The organism is Desulfobulbus alkaliphilus (genome assembly GCF_016918545.1).
Taxonomy (GTDB): Bacteria; Desulfobacterota; Desulfobulbia; order Desulfobulbales; family Desulfobulbaceae; genus Desulfobulbus; species Desulfobulbus alkaliphilus.
This window is the reverse complement of the sequence record NZ_JAFFQC010000052.1, coordinates 1-14,287: the sequence shown is the minus strand read 5'-3', so window position 1 is coordinate 14,287 and position 14,287 is coordinate 1. Positions and strand designations below refer to the sequence as shown.

The following is a 14,287-nucleotide window of genomic DNA, read 5'->3' as shown; positions in this document are numbered from 1 at the left end:
TGTCTCGACCACGGCATCAAGGGCTTCAAACGCTACGTCGCCATGGCGGTATTGGCCCGGAACATACAGCGCCTGGGTGCGGTGTTGCGCCAGCAGGAGCAAGAAGCCGCTCAACGAAAGCGCGGCCCGTATAAAAAAGCGGCCTGAGTTAAACAGGCTGCCCCGGCTTTGCAGACGACGGGAGAACTCTGTCCTCTGATCGCCTCACATGGGAACGATTTTCATGTTTAGCACGTTAATGCTAAAACCCGACACCAGAAAGAAAACCATTCTCATTAGCGATGACCCCGCCGAGGCGCCGTTGGGTAAAAAATGGGGGTTTTCTTTCAGGCACGAGATAAGGAGACTGCGGTAGATTAGGCTGGTAACAAGATGGCGATTTTCTGCCTCCATCGCTTCTGCCAGAGAAAGCAGGCTGCCGTAATGGTTCCCATCAAGCTGGTCGGCACGTTTGAGGAAATATTCTTCTGCTTCATCTATCTTTCCGACTACAACCAGAAACTCTGCATCTGACTCCAGCAGAGGGTCGTTTTTCACAATTTTACGGGTTTCATCGTTGATAACATCATCCCGTTTGTCATAACCGATCACATCCAGAAGCGCCTGCAATGTGTCGGTGGAATGATAGGATCTGAATTTCTGAAACAGGAGTTCCGTCAATTTTTCGGAAACCCCTTTAATCATCACGAAGTTTTCAAAGCGCAGATCATTGAAGCACATGGTCGAAAACGAAGCTTCTGGTCAAAACATGAGGTAAATAAATGAAAAAACGACTTTATCTGCTGAAAATACAGCTACTTGATATCGAACCTGCAATCTGGCGTCGTTTTGTGGTGCCCGCCGGCATTACGCTGGACCGGCTGCACGATGTCATCCAGATTGTCATGGGCTGGACCGACAGCCATCTGCACGAGTTTACCATCGGGAATAAACGCTACACGGAATACCCTGAATCGAAAGAAGACGGGTTGGTCTGCGGACGATACCGTCTTGGAGATCTGATCAAACAGAAAGGCCGCACCTTCCGTTATCTGTATGATTTCGGGGACAGCTGGGAGCATGAACTTGTTCTCGAAGAAAACCGCTATTTCAATCCGGAACTGAGAACGGAGCTGGCCTGCCTTGAAGGCGAACGGGCCTGCCCACCTGAAGATGTTGGCGGTGTACCCGGCTACTTTGAATTCTGCAACGCCCTGAAGGACCCGAGCCATGAAGAGCACGAAAGTTACATGGAATGGTCCGGTGGAGACTTTGACAGTGAGATATTTGATTCCGAATCGATTAACTGGGAGTTGATGAAATACCTCCGCTGGTCCCGGGACAGGTATCAAAACTGGGGAGGTGTGGAATGAAGAAGGACAAAAACAAGCGACTTCAGAAAGCCGAAAAAAAAGAAACATCTATTGTTCGATCCTCGGCGGCTGAATATCTGACCTTTGTTGCAGCTACAGGCGAAGGGGGCGTTGAGGCCGTATACGCGGATGAAAACATCTGGCTGTCCCAAAAGATGATGGGCGTGCTCTACGACGTGAATGTGCGCACGGTGAATGAACACCTGAAAAAGATTTTTGCTGACAGTGAGTTACAGGAAGTTTCAGTTATCCGGAAATTCCGGATAACTGCTGCTGATGGCAAGAGCTACAACACCCTGCACTACAAGCTGCCTGCCATTATCGCCGTGGGCTACAAGGTCAACTCCGAGCGGGCCGTGCAATTTCGCAAGTGGGCCACCACCATTATTGATGAGTACACCATCAAGGCCTACGTCATGGATGACGAGCGCATCAAAAGCGGCGGCTCCATCCTCACCGAACAGTACTTCGAAGAACAGCTGCAGCGCATCCGGGAGATTCGTCTTTCGGAGCGCAAGTTCTACCAGAAGATCACAGACATCTATTCTACCGCGATTGATTACGACCTCACCGCCCAGGCTACCAAGCGCTTTTTCGCCACCGTGCAGAACAAGCTCCACTGGGCCATTCACGGCCAGACAGCGGCGGAGGTCATCGTTAACCGCGCCGATGCCGACAAACAGCACATGGGCCTGACCACCTGGAAAGATGCCCCGCAAGGGAAGATCCAGAAGTTCGACGTCAGCGTGGCCAAGAACTACCTGACCGAAGACGAAATGGCACAACTGGCGCGACTGGTCAACGCCTACCTGGATGTAGCCGAAGACATGGCCCTGCGCAAGATGCCCATGACTATGCAGGACTGGGAAACCCGCCTCAACCGCTTTATCGCCGCCACTGACCGGGAAATCCTGCAGGATGCCGGCAAGGTCACGGCGGAGATCGCCAAGGCCCATGCCGAGACTGAGTTTGAGAAATACCGCATCGTCCAAGACCGGCTGTTTGAGAGCGACTTCGACCGCATGTTGAAACAGATCGAGGCTGTTCGGAAACCGGAGGGCGGCGATGAATAACGGGATGGCCTCACACGAAGGCACGAAGACACGAAGAAAAGAAATGGCCTCACGCGAAGGCGCGAAGGGTTGAAAACAGTCACCATTCCCGCGCTGGCGGGTATCCAGGTTCGTGGCAACGATTTATCCAACAGCTTGTTGGACATTTTGTTCAGCACCACCCGGCACTTGTGCCACAGACCGTGGCACAAATACTCGCTTTTGAAAAAGTGCAACCACCTGTTGCACTTTTCTCAACCGTCCCAACCGGGGGCCAATCATGACCGACGCCACCCGCAATCTGCTGGAACAACACTTCGACACCGCCTTTGCCGCGCCGGGTGGCATCGCCAAACTGCGCGAGTTGATCCTGACGCTCGCCATGCAGGGCCAGCTGGTGGTGCAAGATCCGAATGATCCCCCGGCTTCTGAACTGTTGAAGGAGATCGAGGCGAAAAAACAGCGGTTGGTGAAGGCGGGCAAAATCAAGATCCCCTCCCCGCCATTACCCAAACAACACCGCATCGTCGCCCGCATCGACCAGTTGATGTCCCGTTGTGATGTGCTGGAGAAGTTGCGTAATTAAGGACAAATGGGTTAAAGCTTGATTTGCTCATAGACTGCCCAGTGAGAAGAAAAGAGATTCATACCTGGATCCGTGAGCGTTTGTCCGTGCGTCAGCTTTGTTGTTCGTGACCGTTCGATTAAAGTAAACTTTATCGGACGGTTACGGGCAATAAAGATGGCGTGCGGACGAACGCCCCGAAGGGCAGCGGGTGACGGCTTATTGCCAAGATAATCGCCGCATTTATAACCTATTTACAATAAAATGTGCTCCAAACAAGACTCCAGTCGTCACGGATTCAGGTCATAAATTCACAGACGATGCATCGCATATTCAAAAACCGGCGAGAATAACGGAACACCCCTCGTACCTCACTAACGCGCAATCTTTGTGCAAGTAGGTAATTGAAGCGCTGAAAGCAAAGGATCAGAGTCACTTCGACAGTTTGGAGGCACTGATATGAATTTTAACGCATGCAGTACCATCGCCTCGTTTTCAGCTCGAATAGACCCGGCCTGCTTTGAAGTCTTCCGCCCCATGTTCGAGTTCATCAAGTCGAAATGCCCGGTTGGTGCGGAAGGAGAGGAGGTAGCGCCATGATCAACCCCACCAGCTACCAGCCACCCTACACCATCACCCCCGAGATTCTGAACCGGGTCGCCGCGATCAGCGAGGCCATCGGGCGGCTGTGGCAGAGCCTGATCCTGGCCCGCTGGAATCCCCTGTTCGCCGACATCCCGGTGGAAAGCCTGATCTTCGAGCACCAAGCCGAGTATTACCAGGCTATTCAGGAAGGTACCCAAAAGACCGATTCCGCCCCGTTTATCGCCTTCATGCTACGGATGATCCTGGATACCATGCCCACCACTGCCCCCCAAGTCAGCCCTCAAGTCACCCCCCAAGTCGGCGAGCTGCTGGCGGTGATCCGGGGCGAGATGGGCCGCGAGGCACTGCAATCCGCCCTGAGGCTTTCGGATCGCAAATCCTTCCGCGAGCGATACCTCAAACCAGCCTTGGCCGACGGCCTGATTGAGATGACCATCCCCGACAAGCCCAACAGCCGCTTGCAGAAATATCGCCTGACCGACAAGTGCCACCGTTGGCTGGCACAGCATGGCGATGGATAACTTGCGACAAATTCGCGACATCGAGCTGTGACAACGCTATGACAAGGGCTGTGACACCTTGGTGGGCCAGAGTGAGGTAACCGGAAAGGCATCCTATGAAGCAGATGTGGATCCCATGAAAAAATCGAGTAAGAAAAAACCGACCTGGACAGATCTCAAACGTCAGCTTGCCGACCTCGACCGTCCGGCGCTGCTGGGCTTGATTCAGGATCTGTATGCCGCCAGCAAGAGCAATCAGGCTTTTCTTCATGCCCGCTTCGCCCTAGGTGAAGATGTGCTCGAACCATACAAGACCCTGAATCCGTGACGGCTGGACTCACGTTTTGGGTATATACCTCTGTAATCATTGTACAATTGCAGCGTAATTCTTGGCATTATCTTTCACCCACCGCCCTTCGGGGCACCCGTCCGCACGCCATCTTCATTGCCCGTAACCGTCCGATAAAGTGTACTTTAATCGAACGGTCACGAACAACGAAGCTGACGCACGGACGAACGCTCACGGATTCAGGAAGACAACCATCGACCGCTGGGTTAGTCCGGATGTGATGCGCAATCAGGATATCTCAGTTGCCAAGGCCAAAAAGGCGATTTCCGATTACAAGAAAGCCATAGGACGGCCGGAAGGTTTGGCGGAGTTGACGGTGTTCTATTGCGAATCCTGCATGAACCTGCTTGGCTCCTGCGGGATGAATGACGAGGGCTATTTCAACGCTTTGGTGCGGATGTTCGAGCAGGCGCTGAAGGCAATTGTGGCGCTTGAGCCAGACCAGCAGGAAGACTTTGTCGAGCGGCTTGAACGTGTTCGGAGTGAAGGCCACAACTGGGGCTGGGGCGTTGGCGATGACATGGACGATCTGATGGCGGAGTATGGATTTGCCGAAGAGTGACAAGAGCCAGAATGAACAAAACGAACTGTGTCAGCTGCGCGAGGAGAAATGATGGCATCGCCCTGCCAGGAGTTGCTGCACCATACCCTGCTCCTTGACATCGAGGTCAATGAGAAGGGAGAAATATACTCGCTGGGCGCCATCCTTGGCGAGAAGACCTTTTCGGTCGCTGATCGAAGGAGATTCGACTCGAATACTCTCAGGGATTTTGATGTCTTTGCCAGAGAGGCCCGTTTCGTTCTCGGCCACAACATCATCAATCATGATATCCAGCGATTGCAACAGATCGCGCCCGATCTGCAACTCTTCAGCAAGCCCAGAATCGATACCCTCTTCCTCTCTCCCCTTGCGTTTCCAGCCAATCCATACCACCGGCTGATCAAGAATTATCAGGTTGTCCGCGACAGTATCAATGATCCCGTTCAGGACGCGATGCTGGCCGGGAAGGTGTTTGCCGAGCAATGGGACGCCCTGGTACAGCAGTTTGAGGCAAACGCGGATGTGGCGCTGCTGTATCGGGCCTTGCTCGCCTCCGATGCCAACCTGATCGGAACAGCGGAGGCTCTGGCTATCATGGGCATCCCTTTGTTGACCGGGGACGATGTGCTGGAGACCTTCGCCTGGTTTGCCCGCAAGCATTGCTGTGGTGGTGCAGTCGACCACCTCGTGCTCCAGCTTGCAGGTGGCCAGGAGTTGTTGGCGCCGCTGGCCTATGTCACGGCCTGGCTGTCGGTTGCTGATGGCAATTCAGTGCTCCCGCCGTGGGTTCGCCATCAATTTCCTCAGGTTCCGGTCATCCTCCATCAACTTCGGGAAAGCAACTGCCGGCATGAAGAGTGCGCCTACTGCCAGAAACATCATAATCCGCAGCGTTTTCTGCTGGATTATTATGGGTTTCCAACATTTCGTCCAGAGCCCACAACCGATGACGGCAGAAGCCTGCAAGAGGAGATCGTCCATGCCGCGGCACGGGGTTCTTCGCTCTTTGCCACCCTGCCGACCGGAGGGGGCAAGTCGCTTTGCTATCTTTTGCCCGCCTTGATGCGATACCAGCGCCGCAACATGCTGACCATTGTCATCTCTCCACTGCAGGCTCTGATGAAGGATCAGGTCGACAACTTTTCCCGATTCACCGGCACCAAAATCGCCGCAGCCTTGTATGGCATGTTGACGATGCCCGAACGCGCCGAGGTCATGGAAGGTGTTCGTTTGGGGGATGTCGGCATCCTGCTGGTCTCGCCGGAACAACTGCGCAACAACTCCTTCATTGCTACCATCAGCCAGAGGGAAATCGGGGCCTGGGTGTTTGACGAGGCGCATTGCCTCTCCAAATGGGGCCACGATTTCCGGCCCGACTACCTGTATGCCATTCGGTTCATCCGCGAATTCGCCGAGCAGGAACAGGTGGCCATTCCGCCGGTCCAGTGTTTTACAGCCACCGCCAAAAAGGATGTCCGCGCGGAGATCGTCGATGTCATTCAAAGAGAACTAGGCCTTCGGGTTGTTCAGTTCGCCGGCGGCCATGAACGGACCAATTTGCAGTATGAAGTCTGGGAAGTCGAACGGTACGAAAAATACCAGACGATTCTTGATCTGCTCCGGTCTCGATATGAGGACAACGGCAGTGTCGTCATCTACTGCGCCACCAAGAAAGGCACGGAACGATTGGCTGAATTCCTCCAGGAAAACGGGTTTACGGTAGAGGCCTTTCATGCCGGCCTGGAACCATCGATCAAAAAACGGATTCAGGAGAGCTTTGTCAGTGGGGCCACCCCGATTATCTGTGCGACCAATGCCTTTGGCATGGGAATCGACAAAGAGGATGTGCGGCTGGTCATTCATGCCGACATTCCTGGATCACTGGAAAATTATTTGCAAGAGGCTGGACGGGCTGGGCGCGACCGTAATACCGCGGAATGCATCCTGATCTTCAATGAGCATGATATTGAGGGGCAATTTCGTCTCAGCTGTGGATCGATGCTTAATCAGAGGGAAATCGCTCAGTTCCTTCGCGGTATTCGCTATGCGGCACGTGGAGAGGATACTGTTGTCCTCACCGCTGGCGACCTCGTGCGTCTGGATGTGGTCGAGGTTGACCCGGATCTGCCCGATGCCGATACCCGAGTCCGCACGGCCCTGGCATGGCTTGAGCGGGCGGGATATTTACAGCGTAACGAAAATCAAACCAAGATTTTTCAGGGAAAACCTACGGTCAGAAGCCTTGAGGAGGCGATGGACAGAATCGCCGGGTTCAATCTCTCCCGGCGGCAACAACAACGCTGGCTGGCCATAATGGGCGCCTTGATGGAGCGGGATCGGTTGAATCAGTCATTCAGTGCCGATGAATTGGCTGGCCTTAGTGCCTTTGCTCCCATGGAAGATGACGTCGCGACTGAAACCGAGACCCAACGGGTCATCCGTACGCTCCACGACATGGCCACTCAGGGGATGTTGGATAAAACGACGGTTCTCAGTGCCTATATCCGCTACAAGGTGCAAAAGAGTTCGGAAAAGCAGTTGCAACAGATTGTTGCCCTGGAGAACGACCTCCTGAAGGTGTTGGCAGAAACGGCACCTGACTTGGAGGTGGACATCCCACTTGAATTGGATCTCAGGCAGGTCAATCAAGTATTGATCGATAGCGGTTATACTGCCTGCACCCCACATACCTTGAAATTGTTGCTGTACGGCCTGAGTAGGGACGGCAGGGGGCTTGCCGGTGTCAGGGGGAGTGTTTCATTCACCGCCAGGGGCAACCATCGTTTCTCCGTTTTCCTCCACCGGGATTGGTCATCGTTGCGCAAGACAGTGGAGGTGCGTCAATTGGCCGCTCAACGGGCTCTTAAAACGATTGTGGCAACCGTGCCTGCCGATGTGCACGCTGGAGCCAATCTGCTGGTTGAGTTTACTCTTGAGCAGATAGTCACCGCCTTGCGGGGAGATTTGCTTTTGGTCGATAAACTCAGAGACCCATTGGCGGCAGCCGAGCGGGCCCTGACCTATATGCATGAGCAAGGGGTTCTGGATCTCCAGCAGGGGCTGGCTGTTTTCCGTCAGGCCATGACCATCCAATTGCATCCGGAATCGAAATCCAGGAGATATGCATTCGCCGACTTCTTGCCCCTCAAAACCCACTACGCTGAGAGGACGTTCCAGATTCATGTCATGAATGAATATGCTCGCCTGGCTCTGACCAAAATCGGTGGCGCCTGGCAGTATGTCGCTTCGTATTTCAATGATGACAAAGAGCAGTTCGTCAGACGTTTTTTTCCGGAAAAGGACAAATTTCTCGAACGGGCAACCAGCAAACAGTCGTATCAACGGATCGTCGATGAACTGAAAAATCCGGAGCAGGAAAAGATCGTTACTGCCGGGCAAGAGAAAAACATGCTGATCCTCGCTGGCCCCGGTGCAGGGAAAACAAGGGTAGTCGCTCACCGGATCGCGCATCTCCTGAGGGTGAACAGAATCAATCCGAGGTCCATTTTGGTGCTGTGCTTTAACCGCAGCGCCATCCTCAGTCTCCGGCAACGATTACACGATCTGGTTGGCGACGATATGGCAGGAGTCACCCTGCTGACGTTTCATGGTTTGGCTCTTCGCCTGACAGGCAAATCGCTCGTTACTCAGGGCAAACAGGGGAAACGGGAAGAAATTGATTTTTCAGAAGTCATCCTTGATGCCATTCGCATGTTGAAGGGAGAGACCGAAGTAATTGGACTTCAGGAAATCCCACCTGACTTCGCGCTGATCGGCAGGTTCAGTCATATTCTGGTCGACGAATACCAGGATGTTGATGCAGCCCAGTATGAATTGGTCTCACTGATTGCCGGAAAAAGCCGCGAGGAAGGAGATGGCAAGATGGCCATCTTGGCGGTTGGCGATGACGACCAGAACATCTATCGATTCCGCGGTGCAAGTGTCGAGTTCATCAGGAAATTTCAACAGGACTACAGCGCCGACGTCTCTTATCTGATCGAAAACTATCGCTCAACCGCCCATATCATCGCCGCGGCCAATTGCCTTATCGCCCCTAATGCCGACCGGATGAAAATCGGTTATCCGATTCGGATCAACAAGGCCCGGCGGAGCCTTCCGCCAGGCGGTAACTGGCAAACAAACGATCCGGTTGCGCAGGGAAAGGTGCAGATACTTGAGGTGAGCAATGCAGCGATACAGGCCACCGTGCTGCTCGAGGAGTTGCAGCGCCTGACCAGGGTCGGGACTGTTGACCTGAGTCATTGTGCTGTCCTCGCCCGGGAATGGAAAGACCTCGATAGTGTTCGTTCCGCATGCGAGGACAAAGGGATACCTGTGAGTTTATGTTGGGGCCGCCATGGCGGGTTCCCCCGGTTGACCCGCATTCAAGAAAATGCGCAAATGCTGGAACACCTGCGAGGAATGCGAACTGAAACGTGTTCCGGTAATGATCTGCTTGCAAGGCTTGATGGGATGTACCCTGTTGCGACGATGTGGAGCGAGAATCTGAGAAGAATCCTCCTCGACTGGCAAAAGGAAACCAATAATACCCCCCAACCTGTACCAGCCATTCAGGAATATGTTTACGAAGTACTGGCCGAACAGAGCAGGTCAAAAAACATGGGCAACGGTCTGTTTCTGGCCACTGCTCATGCTGTTAAAGGGCTTGAGTTCGATCATGTGTTCATCCTCGGTGACAGTTGGCAAGAGAGCAGCCGCTCAGCGATCGAGGATGAACGGCGCTTATATTATGTGTCGATGTCCCGTGCGAGGGAGACGCTCCATCTCTTTGCGCTGGGGACCTCAGTCAATCCTCATATTGCAATACTGAACGGAGATTTTCTGATGCACAGAAAACTTTCCGCGCCTGTTCAGAAAAGCAGACCATCGCGCACATATCATCTCCTTGGCATGGACGACTTATTTATCGATTTTGCAGGGATAAAGCCGGAGCGGCATCCTGCTCGTCTGGCATTGCTTGATATCAAGGTTGGGAATGTCGTGAAAATCGAAGAAAGAAACAAACATATAGAGTTGATTAATAAGGATGGCGTATCCTTTGCCAGATTATCCAAGAAAGCGCAGTCTGATTGGACCAGCAAACTCCGGGAGGTTAATGAAGTTCGGGTCATTGCCATGGTGCGGCGCTACAAAGAGGATGTAGCTGATAAAGATTTTCAGGCCAAATGCTTTGGAGACTCTTGGGAAGTCCCAATAGTTGAGCTGGTGTGCTGATGTTGTTCACACGCGTAACTGAAATCATTGTGGAGGAGGGAGAAGACGCGGAACGACCTGGGGGAAAAATAATTGTTGGTATATCTGTTGGTATTTTTGGATTAATCGTTTTATTTTCAGCTTTTATTACAGGTGATCAACCCCCTGGAGGCTCCCACGCCGGTTGTTCCGGGACAGCGGCTGGTTCATAACTGATCGCCAACCTTCCGCTTTCCACATGCGCTGTCACCCGCTATATTGAGGCCCGTAATTGTCCGTAAGGCACATTACGTTTGCTTGCCGCCGGTGAATTGATGGCGCACCAGGAATTGAGGCAAACCGATATGGCAAAGGCACCGGAAAATTTTGCGGGAACGGTCAAAGAAGTCCGCCAGCAACTGGGGCTCAGCCAGGAAGAGCTGGCCCATGAACCCGGCGTGAGCTTTTCCACGATCAACCGCTGGGTAAACAGCAAAACGGTTCCCTTCAAACTGGCGCGAAGGCAATTCGAAGCGTTTTGTCAACGGATGGCGGAGCAAGGCAAGCTGAAACGCAAGAGCAAGGATACCCACCCATGACCCCAGGCAATTTTCAGCAACTGGCGAATTTCATCTGGTCCGTGGCCGATCTGCTGCGTGGGCCGTACCGACCGCCACAGTACGAACGGGTCATGCTGCCGTTGACCGTGTTGCGCCGTTTCGATGCCGTGCTTGCCCCCACCAAGGAAGCGGTGCTCAAACGCTACGAGACCTTGAAGAACAAAGACCCGCAGCTGGTGGACCGGGTGCTGAACGAACTGGCCAGCGATGAAAACGGCAAAGCTCTGGGATTCCACAATCACAGCCAGCTTGATTTTCGTAAACTCAAGGGCGACCCGGACAACATCGGTCGTCACCTGGTCGATTTCATCAACGGCTTCTCCGAGAACATCCGCAAGATTTTCGAACGTTTCGAGTTTGAAAAGGAGATCGAAAAGCTCGAAGAGGCCAACCGCCTCTACCAGGTGGTGTCGCAGTTTGCCGAAATCGACCTGCACCCTCGCCATGTGGACAACATCACCATGGGGCTGGTGTTCGAAGACCTGATCCGGCGCTTCAACGAGGCCGCCAACGAGACGGCCGGTGACCACTTCACTCCGCGCGAGGTTATCCGCCTGATGGTCAACCTGCTGCTGGAGCCGGATACCGATGTACTCACCCGCGAAGGAGTTATCGTCACCATCTGCGACCCGGCCTGCGGTACCGGCGGCATGCTGGCCGAAAGCCAGAACTGGCTGCGCGCCCACAACAAACACGCCTTGGTCAAGGTCTACGGCCAGGACTACAACCCTCGCTCTTATGCCGTCGCCGCCTCCGACCTGCTGATCAAGGGGCACAAGGACAGCCGTATCGAGTACGGCAACACCCTGACCAACGACCAGTTCCCCGACATGCGTTTCGACTACCTGCTGGCTAATCCGCCCTTTGGCGTGGACTGGAAGGGGGAGAAGAAGGAGATCGACCGCTGGCCCAACTTCCGTGGCTACAACGGCAAGCTGCCGCGCATCAATGACGGCGCGCTGCTCTTTCTGATTCACATGATCGCCAAGTTCCAGCCGTGGCAGCGGGGCAACCGTGACAAGCCCGGCTCGCGCATCGCCATTGTCTTCAACGGCTCGCCGCTCTTCACCGGCGGCGCGGGCAGCGGTGAAAGCGAAATCCGCCGCTGGATCATCGAACACGACTGGCTGGAGGCCATCGTCGCCCTGCCTGAGCAAATGTTCTACAACACCGGCATCGGCACCTTTGTTTGGGTGCTGAGCAACCGCAAGGAGAAGCATCGCAAGGGTAAAATTCAGCTGATCGACGCCGAGCTTGCGGCTGTGGAGAAACGGATCATGGCGCTGTTGCGGGAGGTGACGGAGTGAAAAAGCTGATTCATCAAATCCGCGACCTGATTCAATCCGCCCGCCGGGCGGTGGTGCATTCTGTTGACCTCATCCAGGTGCTCACCAACTTTGAGATCGGTCGGAGCATTGTTGAGCATGAACAGGGTGGCGAAGAACGGGCAGAGTACGGCAAGGGGCTGCTCAAGGAACTCTCCGCCGCTCTGAAGGCGGAGTTCGGGCGGGGATTCTCCAGAGCGAACCTGCAGAACATGCGCAAGTTTTATTTGACCTATGTCGACCGACTTCCGGAAAAATGCCAGATGCCATCTGGCATTTTCACGTTGCCTCAGAAAAGCCAGACGCCGTCTGGCGAATCTGCCAGTCAGGAGTTTCCGCAACTCTGGCAGAAGGGATCCACCAAAGTCAATTTGCCATTCAACCTGAGCTGGTCGCAGTACGTTTTTTTGATCTCCATCGACAACCCGGAGGAGCGTAGTTTCTACGAAATCGAGGCGGCGCAAGGCGGCTGGACACTGCCGGAACTCAAGCGCCAGTTCAATTCCGGGCTGTACGAGCGCCTCGCCCTCAGCCGCGACAAGGAGGGGGTGAAAAAGCTCGCCGCCGAAGGCCAGCTTGTTGCCCGGCCTGAAGACCTGCTCAAGGAACCCTATATACTGGAGTTTCTCGGTCTCGACGAAAAGGCGAAGTATTCCGAATCCGACCTGGAAAGCGCCATCATCGACAAACTTGAACACTTCCTGCTGGAACTGGGTAAAGGTTTCCTTTTTGAAGCCCGGCAGAAGCGTTTCACCTTTGACGAAGAGCATTTCTTTGTCGATCTGGTCTTCTTCAACCGCCTGCTCCGCTGCTATGTACTGATCGATCTCAAGATCGGCAAGCTGGGTCACGGCGACCTCGGCCAGATACAGATGTACGTCAACTACTTCGACCGCTTTGTAAAACTGGATGAGGAATCGCCCACCGTGGGGATTGTCCTCTGCAAGAAGAAGCATGACGCCCTGGTGGAAATCACCCTGCCCAAAGACGCCAATATTCATGCGCAGGAATACCAGCTCTATCTCCCGGACAAGGAGTTGCTGCGCCGGAAGCTCGCCGAGTGGGGCGAGGATTTGGGGGAGTTATGATGGGCTCACACGAAGGCACGAAGACACGAAGGGGAGAAGAAGTCGGGAAACGGCTTAAATTTATTGCACCGCTTCGAAATGAGCGAACGGATGCAACCTCAGAGCATGCCGATTACTTGGGACTGGAAAACATTCAGTCTTGGACCGGAAAGCTCTTGCCAAGTGCAACCTCAGGTACTTCCGAAGGTGATGATTCCGCAGGCGGAACGGCGAATGTTTTCTATTCGGGCGATGTTCTATTCGGCAAGTTGCGGCCTTATTTGGCAAAAGCGTTTCACGCAGACAAAGACGGTGTGTGCAGCACCGAACTTCTGGTTCTAGAACCACAACCGGATATTCATCCGCGCTTTCTGCTTTATTCGATGCTGTCGCCTGATTTTGTGGGCCAAGTGGACGCCTCAACTTTTGGCGCGAAAATGCCTCGCGCAAACTGGGAGTTCATTGGTTCCATGAAACTTCCAACCCCTGCCTACGAAACTCAACGCCTGATCGCCGACTACCTCGACCACGAAACCGCGCGCATCGATGCGCTGGTGGTGGAAAAGGAAAAGATGCTGACCCTGCTGGAAGAAAAACGCGCCGCCCTCATCAGCCGCGCCGTCACCCGCGGCCTCGACGAAAGCGCCCCCCAAAAACCCTCCGGCCTCGACTGGCTGGGGGATATTCCGGCGCACTGGGAAATCGTACCGATAAAATACGTCGCAACGGTGGGAAATGGTTCGACACCGGCGGTCGACAACTCAGATTACTGGGATGACGAAGGATTTCCTTGGATGAACAGCTCCGTCGTCAACATGGAAGTCGTTACAGCAGCATCACGCGGTGTTACAGATAAAGCTTTGAAGGAATGCCACCTGCCGATAATCTCACCCCCTGCTGTTCTGGTTGGCATCACAGGCCAGGGAAAGACACGCGGGATGGCGTCTGTACTGATGCGCCATGCAACGATAAATCAGCATCTCGCCTATCTAGTGCCTGAAAGAAAACCCCCATTTTTTACCCAACGGCGCCTCGGCGGGGTCATCGCTAATGAGAATGGTTTTCTTTCTGGTGTTGGTTTTTAGCTTTAACGCGCTAAAAATGAGAACGGTTCCCA

General features: G+C 54.0%; 11 protein-coding genes and 2 pseudogenes. 12 read left to right on the top strand and 1 reads right to left on the bottom strand.

Features of this window, described 5'->3' with window-relative positions; translation table 11 throughout:
• Window positions 1-204: 204 nt before the first annotated feature.
• Window positions 205-720 (bottom strand): DUF6880 family protein, encoded by a 516-nt coding sequence (locus JWG43_RS16540; RefSeq protein ID WP_240193657.1) that lies wholly within the window; start codon window positions 718-720, stop codon window positions 205-207.
• Between the two features lie 41 nt (window positions 721-761).
• Between JWG43_RS16540 and JWG43_RS16535 the strand changes: the two genes are divergently transcribed.
• The 12 genes and pseudogenes from JWG43_RS16535 to JWG43_RS16480 all read left to right on the top strand — a co-directional run bounded on the left by JWG43_RS16535 (window position 762) and on the right by JWG43_RS16480 (window position 14,255).
• Entirely contained in the window at window positions 762-1,352 is a 591-nt protein-coding gene (locus tag JWG43_RS16535) for a plasmid pRiA4b ORF-3 family protein (RefSeq protein WP_205244056.1), read from the top strand.
• Complete coding sequence (locus JWG43_RS16530) at window positions 1,349-2,425, top strand: virulence RhuM family protein (RefSeq protein WP_205244055.1); 1,077 nt, start codon at window positions 1,349-1,351, stop codon at window positions 2,423-2,425. The genes JWG43_RS16535 and JWG43_RS16530 overlap by 4 nt, the downstream gene beginning before the upstream one ends.
• Window positions 2,426-2,684: 259 nt before the next feature.
• Window positions 2,685-2,915 (top strand): annotated as a pseudogene (locus JWG43_RS16525) (restriction endonuclease subunit S); the annotation flags it as partial.
• Between the two features lie 513 nt (window positions 2,916-3,428).
• Entirely contained in the window at window positions 3,429-3,569 is a 141-nt protein-coding gene (locus tag JWG43_RS16520; RefSeq protein WP_205244053.1) for a hypothetical protein, read from the top strand.
• 77 nt (window positions 3,570-3,646) lie between these two features.
• Window positions 3,647-4,096: pseudogene (locus JWG43_RS16515) on the top strand (Fic family protein); the annotation flags it as partial.
• A 115-nt stretch (window positions 4,097-4,211) separates the two neighbouring features.
• Complete coding sequence (locus JWG43_RS16510; RefSeq protein WP_205244051.1) at window positions 4,212-4,403, top strand: hypothetical protein; 192 nt, start codon at window positions 4,212-4,214, stop codon at window positions 4,401-4,403.
• A 241-nt stretch (window positions 4,404-4,644) separates the two neighbouring features.
• The gene (locus tag JWG43_RS16505) at window positions 4,645-4,986 is read left to right on the top strand and encodes a hypothetical protein (RefSeq protein ID WP_205244050.1); all 342 of its coding nucleotides are present in this window, start codon (window positions 4,645-4,647) and stop codon (window positions 4,984-4,986) included.
• 48 nt (window positions 4,987-5,034) lie between these two features.
• On the top strand, window positions 5,035-10,200 hold the full coding sequence (locus JWG43_RS16500) for a RecQ family ATP-dependent DNA helicase (RefSeq protein WP_205244049.1): 5,166 nt from the start codon (window positions 5,035-5,037) through the stop codon (window positions 10,198-10,200).
• A 323-nt stretch (window positions 10,201-10,523) separates the two neighbouring features.
• A complete protein-coding gene (locus JWG43_RS16495; protein ID WP_205244048.1) occupies window positions 10,524-10,757 on the top strand; it encodes a helix-turn-helix domain-containing protein in 234 nt (77 codons plus the stop codon).
• Window positions 10,754-12,085 (top strand): type I restriction-modification system subunit M, encoded by a 1,332-nt coding sequence (locus tag JWG43_RS16490; protein WP_205244047.1) that lies wholly within the window; start codon window positions 10,754-10,756, stop codon window positions 12,083-12,085. Before JWG43_RS16495 ends, JWG43_RS16490 begins: the two co-directional genes overlap by 4 nt.
• Window positions 12,082-13,191 (top strand): PDDEXK nuclease domain-containing protein, encoded by a 1,110-nt coding sequence (locus JWG43_RS16485; protein WP_205244046.1) that lies wholly within the window; start codon window positions 12,082-12,084, stop codon window positions 13,189-13,191. Before JWG43_RS16490 ends, JWG43_RS16485 begins: the two co-directional genes overlap by 4 nt.
• Window positions 13,188-14,255, top strand: a complete 1,068-nt coding sequence (locus JWG43_RS16480; protein WP_205244045.1) for a restriction endonuclease subunit S — start codon at window positions 13,188-13,190, stop codon at window positions 14,253-14,255. Before JWG43_RS16485 ends, JWG43_RS16480 begins: the two co-directional genes overlap by 4 nt.
• Window positions 14,256-14,287 lie beyond the last annotated feature (32 nt).

Bases quoted from the DNA above. Each gene is read 5' to 3' on its own strand.
- JWG43_RS16540 (WP_240193657.1), bottom strand. From the start codon at position 720: ATGTGCTTCAATGATCTGCGCTTTGAAAACTTCGTGATGATTAAAGGG.
- JWG43_RS16535 (WP_205244056.1), top strand. From the start codon at position 762: ATGAAAAAACGACTTTATCTGCTGAAAATACAGCTACTTGATATCGAA.
- JWG43_RS16530 (WP_205244055.1), top strand. From the start codon at position 1,349: ATGAAGAAGGACAAAAACAAGCGACTTCAGAAAGCCGAAAAAAAAGAA.
- JWG43_RS16520 (WP_205244053.1), top strand. From the start codon at position 3,429: ATGAATTTTAACGCATGCAGTACCATCGCCTCGTTTTCAGCTCGAATA.
- JWG43_RS16510 (WP_205244051.1), top strand. From the start codon at position 4,212: ATGAAAAAATCGAGTAAGAAAAAACCGACCTGGACAGATCTCAAACGT.
- JWG43_RS16505 (WP_205244050.1), top strand. From the start codon at position 4,645: ATGCGCAATCAGGATATCTCAGTTGCCAAGGCCAAAAAGGCGATTTCC.
- JWG43_RS16500 (WP_205244049.1), top strand. From the start codon at position 5,035: ATGATGGCATCGCCCTGCCAGGAGTTGCTGCACCATACCCTGCTCCTT.
- JWG43_RS16495 (WP_205244048.1), top strand. From the start codon at position 10,524: ATGGCAAAGGCACCGGAAAATTTTGCGGGAACGGTCAAAGAAGTCCGC.
- JWG43_RS16490 (WP_205244047.1), top strand. From the start codon at position 10,754: ATGACCCCAGGCAATTTTCAGCAACTGGCGAATTTCATCTGGTCCGTG.
- JWG43_RS16480 (WP_205244045.1), top strand. From the start codon at position 13,188: ATGATGGGCTCACACGAAGGCACGAAGACACGAAGGGGAGAAGAAGTC.